16 protein-coding genes, 2 tRNA genes and 3 rRNA genes are annotated in these 17,532 nt (G+C 53.5%); 11 read left to right on the forward strand and 10 right to left on the reverse strand.

Features of this window, described 5'->3' with window-relative positions:
• The first annotated feature begins 260 nt into the window (after positions 1–260).
• The 8 genes from lldD (at position 261) to KUO20_RS01640 (ending at position 8,388) form a co-directional block, all read left to right on the forward strand.
• Complete coding sequence (lldD, locus tag KUO20_RS01605) at positions 261–1,415, forward strand: FMN-dependent L-lactate dehydrogenase LldD (protein ID WP_235041181.1); 1,155 nt, start codon at positions 261–263, stop codon at positions 1,413–1,415.
• A gap of 543 nt (positions 1,416–1,958) precedes the next feature.
• Positions 1,959–3,493 (forward strand): 16S ribosomal RNA (locus tag KUO20_RS01610).
• A 182-nt stretch (positions 3,494–3,675) separates the two neighbouring features.
• Positions 3,676–3,752, forward strand: a tRNA-Ile gene (locus tag KUO20_RS01615).
• Positions 3,753–3,857: 105 nt separating this feature from the next.
• A tRNA-Ala gene (locus KUO20_RS01620) sits at positions 3,858–3,933 on the forward strand.
• Positions 3,934–4,179: 246 nt separating this feature from the next.
• Positions 4,180–7,069: ribosomal RNA gene (locus KUO20_RS01625) — 23S ribosomal RNA — on the forward strand.
• Positions 7,070–7,234: 165 nt separating this feature from the next.
• Positions 7,235–7,350: ribosomal RNA gene (rrf, locus tag KUO20_RS01630) — 5S ribosomal RNA — on the forward strand.
• Together the 16S, 23S and 5S rRNA genes with 2 tRNA genes alongside form the textbook arrangement of a ribosomal RNA operon.
• A 134-nt stretch (positions 7,351–7,484) precedes the next feature.
• The gene (locus tag KUO20_RS01635) at positions 7,485–7,673 is read left to right on the forward strand and encodes a hypothetical protein (RefSeq protein ID WP_235041182.1); all 189 of its coding nucleotides are present in this window, start codon (positions 7,485–7,487) and stop codon (positions 7,671–7,673) included.
• A 136-nt stretch (positions 7,674–7,809) separates the two neighbouring features.
• Positions 7,810–8,388, forward strand: coding sequence for an isochorismatase family protein (locus KUO20_RS01640; RefSeq protein WP_235041183.1), 579 nt, complete (start codon positions 7,810–7,812; stop codon positions 8,386–8,388).
• Between the two features lie 10 nt (positions 8,389–8,398).
• Here KUO20_RS01640 and yaaA read toward each other — a convergent pair whose 3' ends face one another.
• Together yaaA and KUO20_RS01650 are read right to left on the reverse strand one after the other, a co-directional pair.
• Positions 8,399–9,178 carry a peroxide stress protein YaaA gene (yaaA, locus tag KUO20_RS01645; RefSeq protein ID WP_235041184.1) on the reverse strand — a complete coding sequence of 260 codons (780 nt, stop codon included), beginning with the start codon at positions 9,176–9,178 and terminating at the stop codon, positions 8,399–8,401.
• Positions 9,179–9,330: 152 nt separating this feature from the next.
• Entirely contained in the window at positions 9,331–10,362 is a 1,032-nt protein-coding gene (locus KUO20_RS01650) for an NADP(H)-dependent aldo-keto reductase (protein ID WP_235041185.1), read from the reverse strand.
• Between the two features lie 248 nt (positions 10,363–10,610).
• On the opposite strand from KUO20_RS01650, the gene KUO20_RS01655 reads away from it, so the two are divergent.
• Both KUO20_RS01655 and KUO20_RS01660 read left to right on the forward strand, forming a co-directional pair.
• A complete protein-coding gene (locus tag KUO20_RS01655; protein WP_235041186.1) occupies positions 10,611–11,105 on the forward strand; it encodes a tetratricopeptide repeat protein in 495 nt (164 codons plus the stop codon).
• A 35-nt stretch (positions 11,106–11,140) separates the two neighbouring features.
• Positions 11,141–11,653 carry a hypothetical protein gene (locus KUO20_RS01660; RefSeq protein WP_235041187.1) on the forward strand — a complete coding sequence of 171 codons (513 nt, stop codon included), beginning with the start codon at positions 11,141–11,143 and terminating at the stop codon, positions 11,651–11,653.
• A 41-nt stretch (positions 11,654–11,694) separates the two neighbouring features.
• On the opposite strand, the gene KUO20_RS01665 is transcribed toward KUO20_RS01660, so the two are convergent.
• The 6 genes from KUO20_RS01665 to KUO20_RS01690 form a co-directional block, all read right to left on the reverse strand.
• Positions 11,695–12,237: an LOG family protein gene (locus tag KUO20_RS01665; protein ID WP_235041188.1), complete on the reverse strand. Its 543-nt coding sequence runs from the start codon at positions 12,235–12,237 to the stop codon at positions 11,695–11,697.
• Between the two features lie 34 nt (positions 12,238–12,271).
• Positions 12,272–12,793: a DUF501 domain-containing protein gene (locus KUO20_RS01670; protein WP_235041189.1), complete on the reverse strand. Its 522-nt coding sequence runs from the start codon at positions 12,791–12,793 to the stop codon at positions 12,272–12,274.
• On the reverse strand, positions 12,765–13,091 hold the full coding sequence (locus KUO20_RS01675; protein ID WP_235041190.1) for a hypothetical protein: 327 nt from the start codon (positions 13,089–13,091) through the stop codon (positions 12,765–12,767). Before KUO20_RS01675 ends, KUO20_RS01670 begins: the two co-directional genes overlap by 29 nt.
• 42 nt (positions 13,092–13,133) lie before the next feature.
• A complete protein-coding gene (locus KUO20_RS01680) occupies positions 13,134–13,541 on the reverse strand; it encodes an acyl-CoA thioesterase (RefSeq protein ID WP_235041191.1) in 408 nt (135 codons plus the stop codon).
• A 59-nt stretch (positions 13,542–13,600) separates the two neighbouring features.
• Positions 13,601–14,410, reverse strand: a complete 810-nt coding sequence (locus KUO20_RS01685) for a hypothetical protein (RefSeq protein WP_235041192.1) — start codon at positions 14,408–14,410, stop codon at positions 13,601–13,603.
• Positions 14,411–14,494: 84 nt separating this feature from the next.
• A complete protein-coding gene (locus KUO20_RS01690) occupies positions 14,495–14,926 on the reverse strand; it encodes a hypothetical protein (RefSeq protein ID WP_235041193.1) in 432 nt (143 codons plus the stop codon).
• 37 nt (positions 14,927–14,963) lie between these two features.
• Here KUO20_RS01690 and KUO20_RS01695 point away from each other — a divergent pair, with 37 nt between their 5' ends.
• Entirely contained in the window at positions 14,964–16,127 is a 1,164-nt protein-coding gene (locus KUO20_RS01695) for a MalY/PatB family protein (RefSeq protein WP_235041194.1), read from the forward strand.
• Positions 16,128–16,215: 88 nt separating this feature from the next.
• On the opposite strand, the gene KUO20_RS01700 is transcribed toward KUO20_RS01695, so the two are convergent.
• Both KUO20_RS01700 and KUO20_RS01705 read right to left on the reverse strand, forming a co-directional pair.
• Positions 16,216–16,566, reverse strand: a complete 351-nt coding sequence (locus KUO20_RS01700; RefSeq protein WP_235041195.1) for a hypothetical protein — start codon at positions 16,564–16,566, stop codon at positions 16,216–16,218.
• Positions 16,567–16,788: 222 nt separating this feature from the next.
• Complete coding sequence (locus KUO20_RS01705) at positions 16,789–17,442, reverse strand: DsbA family oxidoreductase (RefSeq protein WP_235041196.1); 654 nt, start codon at positions 17,440–17,442, stop codon at positions 16,789–16,791.
• Between the last annotated feature and the right edge of the window lie 90 nt (positions 17,443–17,532).

Genomic DNA, 17,532 nt, shown 5'->3' on the forward strand with positions numbered 1-17,532 from the left:
AAGACCAATATTAAAAGCTTTGAACAGACAGCTCAAGTGCTGGCAGAGGCGGGTGGCCATTGACCCAGCATCATTAGTAGTAACGTTGAACTAAAGTATAGCGCTATGCAGGGCCGTTAAACCGCATCATCGTTTGACACGCCTATGGTGCCTCACTAATGTTGGTTCCATATTTTGTCAATTGGTAAAACCAATTGTTGACTCTGAATACGCCGATGTATCGCGCGTCAACTGCGCGCATCTACTAAATAGGGCTCGCCATGATTATTTCAGCCTCCACGGACTACCGAAAAGCCGCTAAGCGGCGTATTCCTCCCTTTCTGTTCCATTATGCCGACGGGGGAGCATACGCCGAGCATACGTTGCGGCGTAATGTCGAAGATCTCTCCGGCATCGCCTTACGCCAGCGAGTGCTCAAGGACATGTCCTCGCTATCGCTGGAAACTGAGCTATTCGGTGAAAAGTTGGCCATGCCGATTGCGCTGGCTCCGGTGGGGCTGGCAGGTATGTACGCTAGGCGAGGGGAAGTCCAGGCGGCGCGAGCGGCTGCGAATAAAGGCATACCGTTCACGCTATCGACAGTGTCGGTGTGTCCCATTGCAGAGGTGGCCTCGGCGATTGATCGACCCATCTGGTTCCAGCTTTACGTGCTGAAGGACCGGGGCTTCATGAAACACGTTCTGGAGCAAGCTAAGGCCGCCGGCGTCAAAACACTGATCTTTACCGTTGATATGCCGGTGCCGGGCGCGCGCTATCGCGATGCTCACTCTGGGATGAGCGGTAAGCACGGGCCGATCCGGCGTATGGCTCAGGCTGCAATGCATCCTTTCTGGGCGTGGGATGTTGGTATTAAGGGCCGTCCTCATGACTTGGGTAACGTCTCTGATTACCGCGGTAAGCCAACCGAATTGGAGGATTACATTGCCTGGCTGGCTACCAACTTCGACCCGGCTATTTCTTGGAAAGACCTGGAGTGGATTCGCGAACTCTGGGACGGGCCGATGATTATTAAAGGGATACTGGATGCTGAGGACGCCCGTGATGCGGTTCGCTTCGGTGCAGACGGTATCGTTGTTTCTAATCATGGCGGCCGTCAGCTTGATGGCGTTCCCTCTACTGCGCGCGCCTTGCCAGCGATTGCCGACGCGGTTAAAGGTGATCTGGCCATTCTTGCTGATTCCGGCGTGCGCAGCGGACTTGACGTTGTGAGGATGATCGCTATGGGTGCCGATACCGTATTGCTGGGCCGGGCCTTCATCTATGCGCTGGCCACTGCTGGCGAAGCGGGCGTCACGCATTTGCTTGAGCTATTTGAAAAGGAAATGCGCGTGGCGATGACGCTCACCGGGGCGAGAAGTATCGCTGATCTGGGGCCGGATTCATTGGTATCGGATTTGCCCCGTGATCTTAAGTGAATAGGCGCTTGCACATTGCTCATATAGGCCTAGGTTTGATTCGCAAAAGTGTCCGAATGATATGACGTGTGTTTTTTTCACCATAGCCCTTGCCAAGGCGGCAGCGAGTCCGTAAAGTACGCATCCGCTGCCGGGGACGCCAAGCGTTACCAGCGGTGAATGAAGTTGAAAAACTTCGGTTTGTCAGTAGGTTAGCGTTTTTGTTGGGTCGTCAAATTGGCCGCGAAAATTGCAGATTGACAAACGCTCGGAAGTGCGTAGAATACGCCTTCCTCGCTGAGGCCAAACAGTTCAACGGTTGGCCCGCTATCACAACACGATAGCCACAGCGAAACGCTCTTTAACAATTTGATCAGGTAATTCATGTGGGCGCTTGCTGATGTTGGTGACAAATCACCCAATATCAAGGCAAGCGACTCAAGCAATAAGATTTTAAAGGCATTGCCTTTTTAATCCGTTTTGAATGAATTCGTTTGAACCTTGAGCCAAGTTTGATTCCGCTTTTGTTGTCCTCGGATGACAAGTAAGGATCACAATGATTGTAAACTGAAGAGTTTGATCATGGCTCAGATTGAACGCTGGCGGCAGGCCTAACACATGCAAGTCGAGCGGTAGCACAGAGAAGCTTGCTTCTTGGGTGACGAGCGGCGGACGGGTGAGTAATGCATAGGAATCTGCCCGATAGTGGGGGATAACCTGGGGAAACCCAGGCTAATACCGCATACGTCCTACGGGAGAAAGGGGGCTTTGGCTCCCGCTATTGGATGAGCCTATGTCGGATTAGCTAGTTGGTAGGGTAAAGGCCTACCAAGGCAACGATCCGTAGCTGGTCTGAGAGGATGATCAGCCACATCGGGACTGAGACACGGCCCGAACTCCTACGGGAGGCAGCAGTGGGGAATATTGGACAATGGGGGCAACCCTGATCCAGCCATGCCGCGTGTGTGAAGAAGGCCTTAGGGTTGTAAAGCACTTTCAGCGAGGAAGAACGCCTAGTGGTTAATACCCATTAGGAAAGACATCACTCGCAGAAGAAGCACCGGCTAACTCCGTGCCAGCAGCCGCGGTAATACGGAGGGTGCAAGCGTTAATCGGAATTACTGGGCGTAAAGCGCGCGTAGGTGGCTTTATAAGCCGGTTGTGAAAGCCCCGGGCTCAACCTGGGAACGGCATCCGGAACTGTGAGGCTAGAGTACAGGAGAGGAAGGTAGAATTCCCGGTGTAGCGGTGAAATGCGTAGAGATCGGGAGGAATACCAGTGGCGAAGGCGGCCTTCTGGACTGATACTGACACTGAGGTGCGAAAGCGTGGGTAGCAAACAGGATTAGATACCCTGGTAGTCCACGCCGTAAACGATGTCGACCAGCCGTTGGGTGCCTAGAGCACTTTGTGGCGAAGTTAACGCGATAAGTCGACCGCCTGGGGAGTACGGCCGCAAGGTTAAAACTCAAATGAATTGACGGGGGCCCGCACAAGCGGTGGAGCATGTGGTTTAATTCGATGCAACGCGAAGAACCTTACCTACCCTTGACATCTATAGAAGATTGCAGAGATGCGATTGTGCCTTCGGGAACTATAAGACAGGTGCTGCATGGCTGTCGTCAGCTCGTGTTGTGAAATGTTGGGTTAAGTCCCGTAACGAGCGCAACCCTTGTCCTTATTTGCCAGCGAGTAATGTCGGGAACTCTAAGGAGACTGCCGGTGACAAACCGGAGGAAGGTGGGGACGACGTCAAGTCATCATGGCCCTTACGGGTAGGGCTACACACGTGCTACAATGGCCGGTACAAAGGGCTGCGAGCTCGCGAGAGTCAGCGAATCCCTTAAAGCCGGTCTCAGTCCGGATCGGAGTCTGCAACTCGACTCCGTGAAGTCGGAATCGCTAGTAATCGTGAATCAGAATGTCACGGTGAATACGTTCCCGGGCCTTGTACACACCGCCCGTCACACCATGGGAGTGGACTGCACCAGAAGTGGTTAGCCTAACGCAAGAGGGCGATCACCACGGTGTGGTTCATGACTGGGGTGAAGTCGTAACAAGGTAGCCGTAGGGGAACCTGCGGCTGGATCACCTCCTTAAACGATGCGTCACAGTCAGTAAGCGTCCACAATGAATTACCTGATCAGATCATAGAGCAAACGGTTTAAGCACGATCCCCTCTTGGGTCTGTAGCTCAGTTGGTTAGAGCGCACTCTCCGCTTTTAGTAAAAAGTAGTGTGAGGTTGGCTAGTTAGCCATGCCTTCGAGGTGATAGTAAACCGGGTCTGTAGCTCAGTTGGTTAGAGCGCACCCCTGATAAGGGTGAGGTCGGCAGTTCAAGTCTGCCCAGACCCACCAAATTTTATCCAATACGGCGTCATTTTATGACTCGCATGAAATGCCATGCTTCACCATAAAATGCCTTGTCTTGAATAAAATTACCCGGAAAGTTGGTTGCTAGATGGGGCCATAGCTCAGCTGGGAGAGCGCCTGCCTTGCACGCAGGAGGTCAGCGGTTCGATCCCGCTTGGCTCCACCATTATTTAGTATCTTAAGTTTTAACCTTAATACCGTTTGTAAATGTTTCGTGACCACTGATAAGTCGCTGTGCTGTTGTTTGTCGCACGTCGCTTTATCACTGTTTATTGAACAGTCGCTCTTTAACAATGTATATCATGCTGACAAGAACACACCGCAAGGTGGGTTCTTATATTGTGATACGTTTTATACGTATCCGGCAAATGAACGTTATCATTGCGAGATACCAGACTCCTTCGGGTTATAGGGTCAAGCAATGAAGCGCACACGGTGGATGCCTAGGCAGTCAGAGGCGATGAAAGACGTGGTAGCCTGCGATAAGGTTCGGTGAGGTGGCAACAACCTGTGACCCGGACATTTCTGAATGGGGAAACCCACTGACCATAAGGTCAGTATCTTACACTGAATACATAGGTGTAAGAGGCGAACCAGGGGAACTGAAACATCTAAGTACCCTGAGGAAAAGAAATCAACCGAGATTCCCCTAGTAGCGGCGAGCGAACGGGGACCAGCCCTTAAGCATGTGACTGATTAGACGAACAGATTGGGAAGTCTGGCCGTAGCAGGTGATAGCCCTGTAGTCGAAAATCTGATCATGTGAAATCGAGTAGGTCGGGGCACGAGAAACCTTGACTGAAGACGGGGGGACCATCCTCCAAGGCTAAATACTCCTGACTGACCGATAGTGAACCAGTACCGTGAGGGAAAGGCGAAAAGAACCCCGGATAGGGGAGTGAAATAGATCCTGAAACCGTGTGCGTACAAGCAGTAGGAGCAGACTTGTTCTGTGACTGCGTACCTTTTGTATAATGGGTCAGCGACTTATATTCAGTGGCGAGGTTAACCGTATAGGGGAGCCGTAGGGAAACCGAGTCTTAACTGGGCGACACAGTCGCTGGATATAGACCCGAAACCGAGCGATCTATCCATGAGCAGGGTGAAGGTTGAGTAACATCAACTGGAGGCCCGAACCAGGATCTGTTGAAAAAGATTTGGATGACTTGTGGATCGGAGTGAAAGGCTAATCAAGCTCGGAGATAGCTGGTTCTCCTCGAAAGCTATTTAGGTAGCGCCTCACGTATTACCGCCGGGGGTAGAGCACTGTTTCGGCTAGGGGGTCATCCCGACTTACCAACCCGAGGCAAACTCCGAATACCGGTGAGTACAGCGTGGGAGACACACGGCGGGTGCTAACGTCCGTCGTGAAAAGGGAAACAACCCAGACCGTCAGCTAAGGTCCCGAAATCCTGGTTAAGTGGGAAACGATGTGGGAAGGCTTAGACAGCTAGGAGGTTGGCTTAGAAGCAGCCATCCTTTAAAGAAAGCGTAATAGCTCACTAGTCGAGTCGGCCTGCGCGGAAGATGTAACGGGGCTAAACCAGGTACCGAAGCTACGGGTTCATTCTTCGGAATGAGCGGTAGAGGAGCGTCGTGTAAGCCAATGAAGGTGGATTGAGAAGTCTGCTGGAGGTATCACGAGTGCGAATGCTGACATGAGTAACGATAAAGGGAGTGAAAAACTCCCTCGCCGGAAGACCAAGGTTTTCTGTTCGATGCTAATCAGAGCAGAGTGAGTCGGCCCCTAAGGCGAGGCCGAAAGGCGTAGTCGATGGAAAACGGGCTAATATTCCCGTACCGGACATGGTTGCGATGGGGGGACGAAGAAGGCTAGGTGAGCCAGGCGTTGGTAGTCCTGGTGAAAGTGAGTAGGCCGAGATCTTAGGAAAATCCGGGATCTTAAAGCCGAGACACGAGATGAACTGACCACGGTCAGGAAGTCACTGATGCCACGCTTCCAGGAAAAGCCTCTAAGCTTCAGATCATGTGCGACCGTACCCCAAACCGACACAGGTGGTCAGGGTGAGAATCCCAAGGCGCTTGAGAGAACTCGGGTGAAGGAACTAGGCAAAATGGTGCCGTAACTTCGGGAGAAGGCACGCCGGCGTAGGGTGAAGAGACTTGCTCTCCTAGCCCGAACCGGTCGAAGATACCAGGTGGCTGCAACTGTTTATTAAAAACACAGCACTCTGCTAACTCGTAAGAGGACGTATAGGGTGTGACGCCTGCCCGGTGCCGGAAGGTTAAATGATGGTGTTAGCCGCAAGGCGAAGCTCTTGATTGAAGCCCCGGTAAACGGCGGCCGTAACTATAACGGTCCTAAGGTAGCGAAATTCCTTGTCGGGTAAGTTCCGACCTGCACGAATGGCGTAATGATGGCCACGCTGTCTCCACCCGAGACTCAGTGAAATTGAAATCGCCGTGAAGATGCGGTGTACCCGCGGCTAGACGGAAAGACCCCGTGAACCTTTACTATAGCTTCACACTGGACGCTGATGTTGCCTGTGTAGGATAGCTGGGAGGCTTTGAACTTCGGACGCCAGTTCGAAGGGAGCCAACCTTGAAATACCAGCCTGGCATCATTGGCGTTCTCACTCAGATCCGTTATCCGGATCGAGGACAGTGTGTGGTGGGTAGTTTGACTGGGGCGGTCTCCTCCTAAAGAGTAACGGAGGAGCACGAAGGTACCCTCAGCACGGTCGGACATCGTGCATTGAGTGCAAGAGCATAAGGGTGCTTGACTGCGAGACAGACACGTCGAGCAGGTGCGAAAGCAGGTTCTAGTGATCCGGTGGTTCTGTATGGAAGGGCCATCGCTCAACGGATAAAAGGTACTCCGGGGATAACAGGCTGATACCGCCCAAGAGTTCACATCGACGGCGGTGTTTGGCACCTCGATGTCGGCTCATCACATCCTGGGGCTGAAGTCGGTCCCAAGGGTATGGCTGTTCGCCATTTAAAGTGGTACGCGAGCTGGGTTTAGAACGTCGTGAGACAGTTCGGTCCCTATCTGCCGTGGGCGTTGGATGTTTGAGAAGGGCTGCTCCTAGTACGAGAGGACCGGAGTGGACGACCCTCTGGTGTTCCGGTTGTCACGCCAGTGGCATTGCCGGGTAGCTATGGTCGGACGGGATAACCGCTGAAAGCATCTAAGCGGGAAGCCCCCTTCAAGATGAGACATCCCTGAGGCCTAGAGCCTCCTGAAGGGCCCAGCGAGACCAGCTGGTTGATAGGCACGGTGTGGAAGCGCTGCAAGGCGTTGAGCTAACGTGTACTAATGGCCCGTGAGGCTTGACCCTATAACACCCAAGGGGTCTGGCTCAAAATGATAACGTGATGATGTTAACGCATCAAAAAAGCCGGATACGCAGCGTGTGGCTCAGCTAACTCACAAACAGTGAGACAGGCAGGCGGCACGTAAAAGATGAAACAGTCACAAACAGCATGATATACCGCCAGTTACGCCTGACGACCATAGCACGCGTGAACCACCTGATCCCTTGTCGAACTCAGAAGTGAAACCGCTTAGCGCCGATGGTAGTGTGGGGTCTCCCCATGCGAGAGTAGGTCATCGTCAGGCATTTATACGAAAAATCCCCCAGGGCGAAAGCCCCGGGGGATTTTTTTTGCGTCTTTTTTTGCGAGATATAGCAGCGGCTCTGCTGCTTATTGTTTAGAATGTGTTGTGACGTAAAATCTCAGGAGGAGACGCAGATGACGATGTCATTAGCCAAGAAGTTAGCGATCGCACTATTGATGACCTTTATGGCAGGCGGATTGGTCGCTTGTGATAATAAAGGGCCTGCTGAAAAAGCCGGTGAAAGCATTGACGAGAGCGCCGAAAGTGCCGGTGAGAGCATGGAAGAGTTAGGCGAGAATATGGAAGACGCTGCCGAAAACTAGGCCGAGAATTAGATACATGCATTAGCCAAAGCAGTCGCTGAAAAGCGGCTGCTTTGTTGTTTATATAATGTCGACTATGGTTCTAATAACGATAAATGGTTCTAACAACGATAACAGCTGAAAGGCAGGAGTCGACGTGCAGATACAGCGTGATAAAAGCTTGCTCTTAATGGTCGACTTTCAAGAGCGGCTGCTGCCTGTGATTGACGGAGGTGAAGAAGCCGTTAGCGAGGCGGCTTGGCTTGGTGAACTAGCTTGCTTGCTTGAGGTGCCGGTATGGCTAACCGAGCAATCGCCAAACAAGCTGGAAGGCACGTCGGCGTCACTGCTCGCCTGCCTGGGCAACAATTATCGGCTTTGGCAAAAACAGCATTTTGGTGCCATGGCTGAGAATGATTTTCGCCAAGCGCTCAACGCTACGGGAAAAACACAGATCGTCTTGTGTGGAACGGAAGCCCATATTTGCGTACTGCAAACAGGGTTAGGGCTATTAGAGGCAGGCTACGAGCTGTACTGGCTGAGCGATGCCTCGGCTAGCCGACGCCCTCAGGAAGCGGTGCTTGCCCGTGAGCGCGCCTGTCAGAGCGGGGCAGTCGCTGTGTCAGCCGATATGGTGGCCTATGAATGGCTGCACCGTTGCGACACGGCGCTATTTAAAGAGGCACATCAGCAGTTTTTAAAGCCCCGCTCAGCGCGCCCAGTCCGTTTTTTCTAGACCTGATTCTCTAGCGATCCGTTTCTTTACGGGTGAAAACGAACGAATCACCATGTGATGAAGCTGCATCGAAGCGATAGCCAGCGACGGTAAAGCCTTTAAGGCGGTCTGGATCGTTGATCTGCTCCTTAATCAGCCACGCGCTCATCAGTCCGCGCGCTTTTTTTGCATAAAAGCTAATGATCTTGAACGTACCGTTTTTCTCGTCTTTAAATACCGGCGTAATGATTCTTGCGTTGAGCTTTTTAGCAGCTATCGCTTTAAAGTATTCATTAGACGCGAGATTGACCAGCACGTTAGAGCCACTCTCAGCAATAGCTTCACTGAGAGCCGGTGTCAAAATAGGCTTCCAGTAGGCGTAAAGATCACTACCGGCGCTATTGGCTAGCTTAGTGCCCATTTCCAAGCGATAGGCTTGAATTAAATCCAATGGCCGTAGCAGGCCATATAAGCCGGAAAGTATGCGTAAGTGCGACTGCGCATAGCGATTGTCTGCTTCGCTGAAAGACTCTGCTTGTAGGCCGGTGTAGACGTCGCCTTGAAAAGCCTGCGCGGCAGGTTTGGCATTACTCAATGTAAAGGGGGGCTGCCATTCTTTAAAGCGCGCAGCGTTCAGCCCTGCCAGCTTATCGCTGATGCCCATTAGCTCGCTGATTTGCTGCGGCGAGTAATCGTGCAGAATGTCGATAAGCGGTTGGCTGTGAGATAAAAAACTGGGTTGAGTGACATCTTCTGTCGTTGACGGTGTTTCAAAGTCCAGCGTTTTCGCCGGAGAAATAACGCTCAGCATCGCGTACTCCTGGAATCATCATAAGTGAGTGCAGTATACCAAGCCTTGACGAAGGCTGAGGCTATAGACGCGATAGCTTGGTGCATAAGGGGATAGTGCAGTTTAAAGACTGCCCCTAGAAGCAGTCTTTAACATCTGTTTTTTAAAATCTTTTATGGGCAGGGATTCGACATTCTGCGGTGGATGCTTTCGATCGCCTCGAGTACTTCGTCATCAAGCTTTAGGCTTTCGCTGGCAAGATTGCTTTCCAGCTGGTTCATGGTGGTAGCACCAATAATATTGCTGGTTAAGAAGCTGCGGGAGTTAACAAACGCGAGCGCCATTTGTGCCGGATCCAAGTCATGCTGCTGGGCCAACGTCACGTAGGCCTGCGTCGCGGCTTCTGCTTCTGGCGAGGTATAGCGTTTGAAGCGTTCATAAAGCGTCAAGCGACCTTTCGAAGGCTGAGCACCGTTGAGGTATTTACCCGAGAGCACACCAAACCCTAGCGGCGAATAGGCAAGCAGGCCGACCTCTTCACGGTGAGCAATCTCAGCCAAGCCCACTTCAAAGGAGCGGTTGAGAAGGCTATACGGATTTTGAATCGAGGCGACACGCGGTAGGTCGAGCTGGTCGGCTAGCTGCAGTGACCGCATCACTCCCCATGGCGTTTCATTAGAGAGCCCAATGGCACGCACTTTACCCGCATCGACTAACTCTTTAAGCGCCGAAAGCGTCTCTTCGAGTGACGTCGCCTCTTCGTCGTCACTATGCACATAGCCCAATTTGCCAAAGAAGTTGGTTTGGCGGTCGGGCCAGTGAAGCTGGTAGAGGTCAACGTAATCTGTGTTTAGCCGCTCAAGGCTGCTATCGATGGCACGGTGGATATGATCGCGCGTCAGGCGAGGCCCGCCGCGAATATGTTCAATGCCTGGCCCAACGGCCTTGGTGGCAATAATGACATCGTCCCTTGAGCCACGCTGTTTTAGCCAGCTACCGACATACTGCTCGGTGAGGCCTTGAGTTTTGGCCATCGGAGGAACGGGATACATTTCAGCGGTATCAATGAAATTAATACCAAACGCCACGGCGCGATCAAGCTGTTCGTGAGCCTCGGCTTCGCTATTTTGCTCACCAAACGTCATCGTTCCTAGGCAGAGTCTACTGACCTTCATACCCGTTCTGCCAAGTGGGCGCGTTTGCATTTATATCTCCTTGCTAAGGTGGAATTGCGACAAGATAAGCAGCCATTACCAGAATAGTTCACGGCGTGTGTAGGGCATGTTAGCGAGGCGTTGCAAAAGCAGCAAATTAATGGGGTTGAGTCGTCGCTAAGGCAGGCGTATGCTTGCCAGCCCGTCGACCGGCTAAAGGCCGGTTTCTCGTGTGGTTGGCGTCAATTTTTGAGTGACTGCTAGCCCAAGGTTTCAACAGATAGGCAGGTTGGTTTGCCATGTTGCAGGCATCAATATTGTTTATTCAGCTAGAATTTAGACTTGCCGAAAGGCTGTCTCATAATCGCTGGCTGCTGCCGCGCTCGAAGCGTACGCAGCGCTTAACGATGCGTTTATTTAAACGCTGTGCAGACGCGGGGCATCCTGATGCGCTGTCTATGTATGGCCATATGTTGTTTCATCGTAGCCAAACCCCGCAAGACAAAGCGCGCGGAGCGCGTTACGTTTTGGAAGCCGCGCATGCTGGAGACCTAAGGTCACAGTACCAGGTCGCACAAATCCACGAACATGGCTGTGTTCAATACCCGCGTCGTGAAGACTACGCGGTTACTTGGTACGCACGTGCCGCTCAAGCCGGTCATTCGTTAGCCGCTGAGCGCCTTGCTCAAGCCTATCGCTTGGGTGAACTAGGATTGGCCGTTGACGGTGAGCAGGCGGCTTACTGGCAGCGTCAAGCTACTCCACAGCCGCTAGACGAAGTAGCCGCGGCCTGAAACCGCGACTGCTTTTTGATTGAGTGAGGAAGTTTGTGTCCGAGACGCTACCCACAGTGCTAGATATTGAAGCGTCCGGCTTTGGGCGTGGCAGCTATCCTATTGAAGTGGGTATCGCTCGCGGCGATGGAAGCTGTTGCGCCTTCCTGATTCAACCACTGGATGAGTGGACGCACTGGGACCCTAAGGCCGAACTGCTGCACGGTATTTCCCGTGCTCGTCTTATTCGGGAAGGCTATCCGGTTCGTCAAGTCGCGCAGTGGCTGAATGATGAGATGAGCGAATTGGGAATGGCCTACAGCGATAGCTGGGGCTACGACAATACGTGGCTCTCATTGCTCTTTCACCACGCAGGAATGCTGCCGCGTTTTCGTCTTGAAGCATTAAGAATTTTGCTTAGCGAAGACCAGCAGGCGCTGTGGAGCGACACCAAAGAAACGCTGATCGCCGAGCGCGGCATTCACCGCCATCGTGCAGGTGAGGATGCCCGCTTGCTGCAACTTACCTATCAGCATACCCGCCATCTCACCGAGCATGCGGGCCGCTAGCCACGTTCTTCTCCTTCCGCACTATATCTTCTTTTTCCGCCCTATAGCTGTTCTTCTAGTGCATCAAGCAATTCATTGGGCGTCGCTGCGTCTAGTAACATGTCGCGAGTCGCCGAGGCTAAAAAGCCATGGCCGACGGTGCTGTCTAAAAAGGTTAGCAGCGGTGAGTAAAACTCATCAACGTTGAGCAAGCCCATAGGTTTGGTATGTAGGCCGAGATAGCCCCACGTCCATGTTTCAAACAGCTCTTCAAATGTCCCAATGCCACCGGGTAAGGCAATAAAAGCATCGGCATTCGCCGCCATGGTGGCTTTGCGTTCGTGCATATTGCGCACTCTGATCAGTTCGCTTAAGCCAAAATGCGCCTGCTCGCGATCAACTAAGTGGTCGGGCATCACGCCAATGACGTCGCCGCCAGCCTCCAGAGCCGCATTAGCCAGCTCGCCCATTAGGCCAAGGCGCGCGCCGCCGTAAACCAGTGTGTGTCCACGTTCTGCCAGTGCACGGCCGAGCGCATTGGTTGCCTGGCGAAAGCCGGGGCTGTTGCCTTCACGGGAGCCAAGGTAAACGCAAATTCTAGCCATCCAGTTAACTCCTTACGCTAAAAATGAGCGGCTGCTAGGGCAGGTAGCGGTCGATCTGATGCTGCTGATCCATCCATTGCCCGATCACATTGTCACCGCATAAATGGTGGGCGTACTGAGTATGCAGGCAGCGCACCTGGTGCCAATTAGTAATACCACCAATGCCGCGCTCGGTCAGCACCTCGGTATAGCCTAGCTGTGCGACTTCTTCACGCTGAGCGTCGCTCATGTAGTCCCAGCGAGCGGTGACATAATCACGGTGGCTCTGTTGGTAAGCCTCAAGAAACTCGGGCTCTTCCTGAAGACGCTGCTCCAGCGCTTTGATAACACCAACGGCTTCAATGCGTGAAATCTCGACTTTAAGCACGTCTGAGCAAAGCCAGTACAGCGTTGGAAAAGGCTTACCATCGACAATGGGTTCCATACGCAGAACTAGAGGTGTGCCTTCACCGTCAGTGGCGGCAACGGCTTCGATACCACGCGGTGCGCGGCCAAGCTGCTGGGCAATAATGGCGAGCTGACGCTCGTCAGGAACTTGATTGGTGCGTATCACCATTGGGCTGGTCTCTCACAAATTTATTTGAGCGGCCAACAGCACGGAAAAAGCAGCGGTTGAGCTGTTCGGGTGACGCGACATAGCACCACGTCCGCTCACAGTATTCAGCGGCTCGTGCCATTAACACGTCATAAAGGCGGTTGAAGGGGGCATCATAATCGTAGGGGTCGGCACCGAACAAGCGGATATGCGGATAGTCGGCGAAGCGTTCCATAAAATAATGCTCAAGATCGGCCTCGACAGCGCGATGCTGGGCAACGTTGTCAGGATCTAGCCAGAGATTGTAACGGATTGCCATTATACGGGCTCCTGTTGCCCCAGCTGGCCGGGGCGGCGTCGATCAGGCAGGTTCGGGTGCATCCTGTAAATGCGCCGTCAGCGCTTCGCGCAGGCTGCCCTTGATCGGTACGGCGCATTTGGCCTGATGGTCATACTGCAGCATCACGGCGTGACCAAGGTTGGTGAGCTTGCCGTGCTGGCGGGCTTCCTGGGTCACTGTAAACGAGCTATTGCCTAGCCGAGTTAGGTAAGTGCGTATTTCGATATCGTGACCGTAAAACAGTTCAGCCCGATAGTCGACTTCCATGCGCGCCATGATCAAACGCCACTGCTTAGGGTTTAAATCGGGTGTGAAGAGTTTAAACAAGTCATTGCGGGCGAGTTCAAACCACGCGGGCAGCCGCGTGTTATTGATATGTCCTAGCGCGTCGGTGTCATAAAACGCGGGCTCAATGGTACGGGTGAACATGGAGTATCCTTATTGTTAGCAACAAAGTCCGTTCAGGATTAACCCAAGCAAGCGCTTGGTCAAGTGGAACGGCGCTGATACCACGCGGTTAACTGCATCCACCCCAGCAGCCAGAGCGTTGCCGCTGCGAATCCAGCCAATGTGCCCCACAAAAGCCCCAGCGAGCTATAAGTATAGGAAACGCATAGCGTGTAGCTTAGCAGTGAACCTAGCCCCATCGGGAAGTGCTTAATGACGGTGGCTACCGGTGCCATCCCATGGTTCAAATGTAGGATCAGCAGAAAGGGCAACATCGTGACAGGAAAAGCCGCTAGGGTGCCTGCCCAGGCGGGCGGTAGCCAATGCGCTAGCCGGGTTATTGTAAACACAATGACGGTTGCAAGGCAGGCGCGCGCGGCAAGCGCGGATAGCGAAAACGCACGGCTAGCGGGGCTTTTTACATCTGGGATCGCGCGAAACAGCGCACTAAATACGCCAATGGCGCACAGCGTGACTAGCGTGCCGCTGGTTCGCGTGAAATCAAACTGAGTGAGCAGGCTGCTGGCCGCGAACCATGCTATAAAGCCACCGGCCACGCCGCTCGCCATGCCTTTAATGCCGGGCTGACGTCCGCCTGCCACTAAGTAACCGGCGCCTAGCGCTATTGTTGCGGTAAAGCCCGCCAGCGTATGTATTGCGCTTTGGGTCGCAAACGCTGGGGAAATTTCTAAACCGATAAAAAACAGTGTCAAAGACGTTCCCAGCGGATAGCCGGCGAGCAGCCCGGCCGTGCGAGGGCTCGTACGCATCGCAATCGCACCCAGGCCCAATACCATACTGATTGAGAGGCCGAGTTTTGCTAGCTGCCAAGTGAGCGGAATTTCTAACATGCGGCGTTGCCCTTACGGTTATGGTATTGCTATTGTAATTTTAACTATTTGATTCGAAAGATATTGATGCTTAAGTGTCGTTATTTAGACTAAGCGCAGCCCTTGCTGGTCGCGCCACGCTGCCTCTAGTGCATGATGCAACGATGCTTTTAAATGCGTGGGGAGCGCCTCATGAGCGGCCTGAAGCGAGTCAAATGACCGGTTCCGAAGCCAGCAGTAAGCCCAGGCGCAGGCTTCGGCATCGCTATCTGGTGTCGGGCGAGCGGGCATTTGATTGAGCAAAAATACCGCCGTACGGGGTGCCCAAAGGGGGATGTCATCAGCGCTGGCCGTGCTCCATGAATCGAGCGTTGAGCCGCTAGGCGTAGTCTCAGGCTCGCCCAGCTTGGCTACCCGTGCCGTCTCGGCGAGAATCAGCGCCAAGCGGTCAGCATCCGCCTGGCCTAGTGCACGCCACTGGCGCAGAAGAGCGGGAAGCCCCGCGCGCATCTTGGTATAAAAGTCATCTTGCGGCATGCTCAGCACAACTCCTATTGAATGAGTGAGATTTTTTATGGCCTATGATTTTGCCACGCCTATTGACCGTCGCCATCCAGAAGGTGGCTGGGCATCACAGAAATGGCACCGTTACGGTGACGATATCTTACCTCTGTGGGTTGCCGATATGGACTTTTACTCGCCGCCAGCGGTCATTGATGCGCTGCAGGCGAGGGTGGCCCACGGTGTTTATGGCTATGGCGAGGTGCCGGCTACGTTAACAGAAACGCTGTGTCAGTGGAGTGTCCAGCACTATAACTGGCGCATTCAACCCGAATGGCAGCAGTGGTTGCCGGGCGTGGTGCCTGCACTGCATCTAGCAGCCTTAGCGCTGACTGAGCCTGGCGACGGCGTATTGACCGTTGCGCCTATCTACCCGCCGTTCTTGGCGGTGGCTGAGCGAACGGGGCGGCTTCCTCAGCAGGCTATGCTGGCTCAACCTTCAGCGCCGGGTGAGCCTTGGCAGCTCGATATCGCTGCCCTGGAGGCGGCGATTACGCCTAGAACACGCTTGTTGCTGTGGTGTCAGCCTCATAATCCTACCGGCCGTGTATGGCGGCATGAAGAGCTCGCAGCGCTGGCGGCGCTGGTAAAACGACACGACCTTTGGGTCGTGTCAGACGAGCTTCACTGTGACCTGCTATTAAACGAGGGAGCGCAGCATCGCCCGTTGGCCGCGGCATTTCCTGAGTTAGCGAAGCGCACCATTACGCTTTGGGCACCGTCTAAAACCTTTAATTTAGCCGGTTTAACTAGCGCCTGCGCGGTGATTCCCGATGCCACGCTGCGCAAGCGATTTGCCTCCGCAGCGAAAGGGCTACTTCCTGACGGCAATGTGCTCGGTCTGGTGGCGACTGAGGCCGCTTACCGTGATGGAGAGGCGTGGCGGCAGGAGTTGTTAAACGTATTGCGCGAGCATCGCGATACTCTACAAGCGCGCGTGGCGACTTGGCCGGGCGTTAATTGGCATGCGCCTGAGTCCACCTATTTAGCATGGCTGGATATGCGCGAGGCAGGGCTGGGTGAAGCGCCATATCAAGCGCTGCTGAACGAGGCGAGCGTGGCGCTCTCGGACGGAGCGGCCTTTGGTTGCCCCGGCTTTGTGCGGCTTAACTTTGGCACCACCGCTTCACAGTTGGAAGCAGCGTTGTCGCGTATGGACACGGTGCTGAAAAAGTGAGGCGTTAGATGCGAGGATTGATGCATCGCTAAGTGACGGAAAAGGGCGTGGGCTAACCGCCGCGCCCCTCATCCGAGAGAGCGCTCTACTAGCGCTGTTGCAACTCTGCACTCAGGCGATCATTCATGGCATACATATCATCACACAGCGCTTGAGAAGGCTGGTGGTTAGAGCCTGGCTGCATCATTTCAAGCTCGTCAGCGTGCTTATTGATTGTGCTATTAACATTCGCGTTCTGAAGAATTCTTTCCATTTCAGCCATTACATCGTCGTTTTGTGCGTCCGAGGACATTCTTTGCTCGGCAAACTGGGCCATCTGGATTTGGACTTCCTGATTGGCAGTCATTAAGGCTTCGGCTGAGCACTCTTGTGTTTGCGCGCTAGCAGCATGGCTGGCGAAGGCACCTAGGAGCACGAGTGTGGAGACAGTTTTTTTCACGAAACGATACATCCTATGATAATGAGCAAGCGCCCATGCTATAACAATTTTAGGTCGGTTGCTAAAGACATCTAAGAAGTTACCAGAACGTTATGCCCGTCTATTTACGCGGATTCGTTGGGCTTCGCTATAAGCAAGTGCCAAGCGTTGCTTGCATGCTGCCCAAGAGCGTGTTTGAGCTTGGCGAGCGGGGACAGGGCGCCCGGCAGCAGGCGGGCTGCTTCAATCCTGCATCTCAGCCAGCTGTTCCAGAATATGGGTGTAGTTTTCTACTCCCTGGGCGCCAGTCACTAGATGACGGCGATTGAAAATAACGGCCGGCACGCCTTGAATACCTTGCTCCTGCGAGATGCGCTGCGCATCGCGCACGTCTTTAGCGAAGCGTTGGCTTTCAAGCGTCGCCAGAGCTTCGCAATGATCCAGCCCAGTCTCTGCGGCTATGTCTGCCAGCACGTGGTTGTCAGAAAGATTGCGCTGATGGGTGAAGTGAGCCGTAAAGAGAGCCAGTTTCAGGTCGTGCATACGCTCTTGCTGGTCGGCCCAATGTAGAAGCTGATGTATGTTGAAGGTGTTGTACGTACGTATATCGTCACTGAAGCGGAACTCGAAACCAACCTCTGCACCCAGCGCTGTCATTTTGCGCCGACTCTCTTCGGATTCCTCGGCGCGGGTGCCATATTTCTCAGCGATGTGGTCGCGCAGATTTTGGCCCTCAGCCGGCATGTTTGGATTCAGCTCAAATGAGTGCCAATGAATCTCATGCGCTGTGCCGGTTGCTTTTAACGCCTCGGCCAGCTGCCGGTAGCCGATGATGCACCAGGGGCAAACAACATCCGACACGATATCTATTCGTAATGGTTTGTCTTGTTTGTTCATTCATGATTCCTCTTGCTGCGTGCTACCTGTTGTACCGTCTAAAAAGTCAGCTTTGTGGCAGTATTTCTAGAAATAACAGATAAGGAATGT

The sequence above is a fragment of the Vreelandella profundi genome (assembly GCF_019722725.1).
GTDB classification, from domain to species: domain Bacteria; phylum Pseudomonadota; class Gammaproteobacteria; order Pseudomonadales; family Halomonadaceae; genus Vreelandella; species Vreelandella profundi.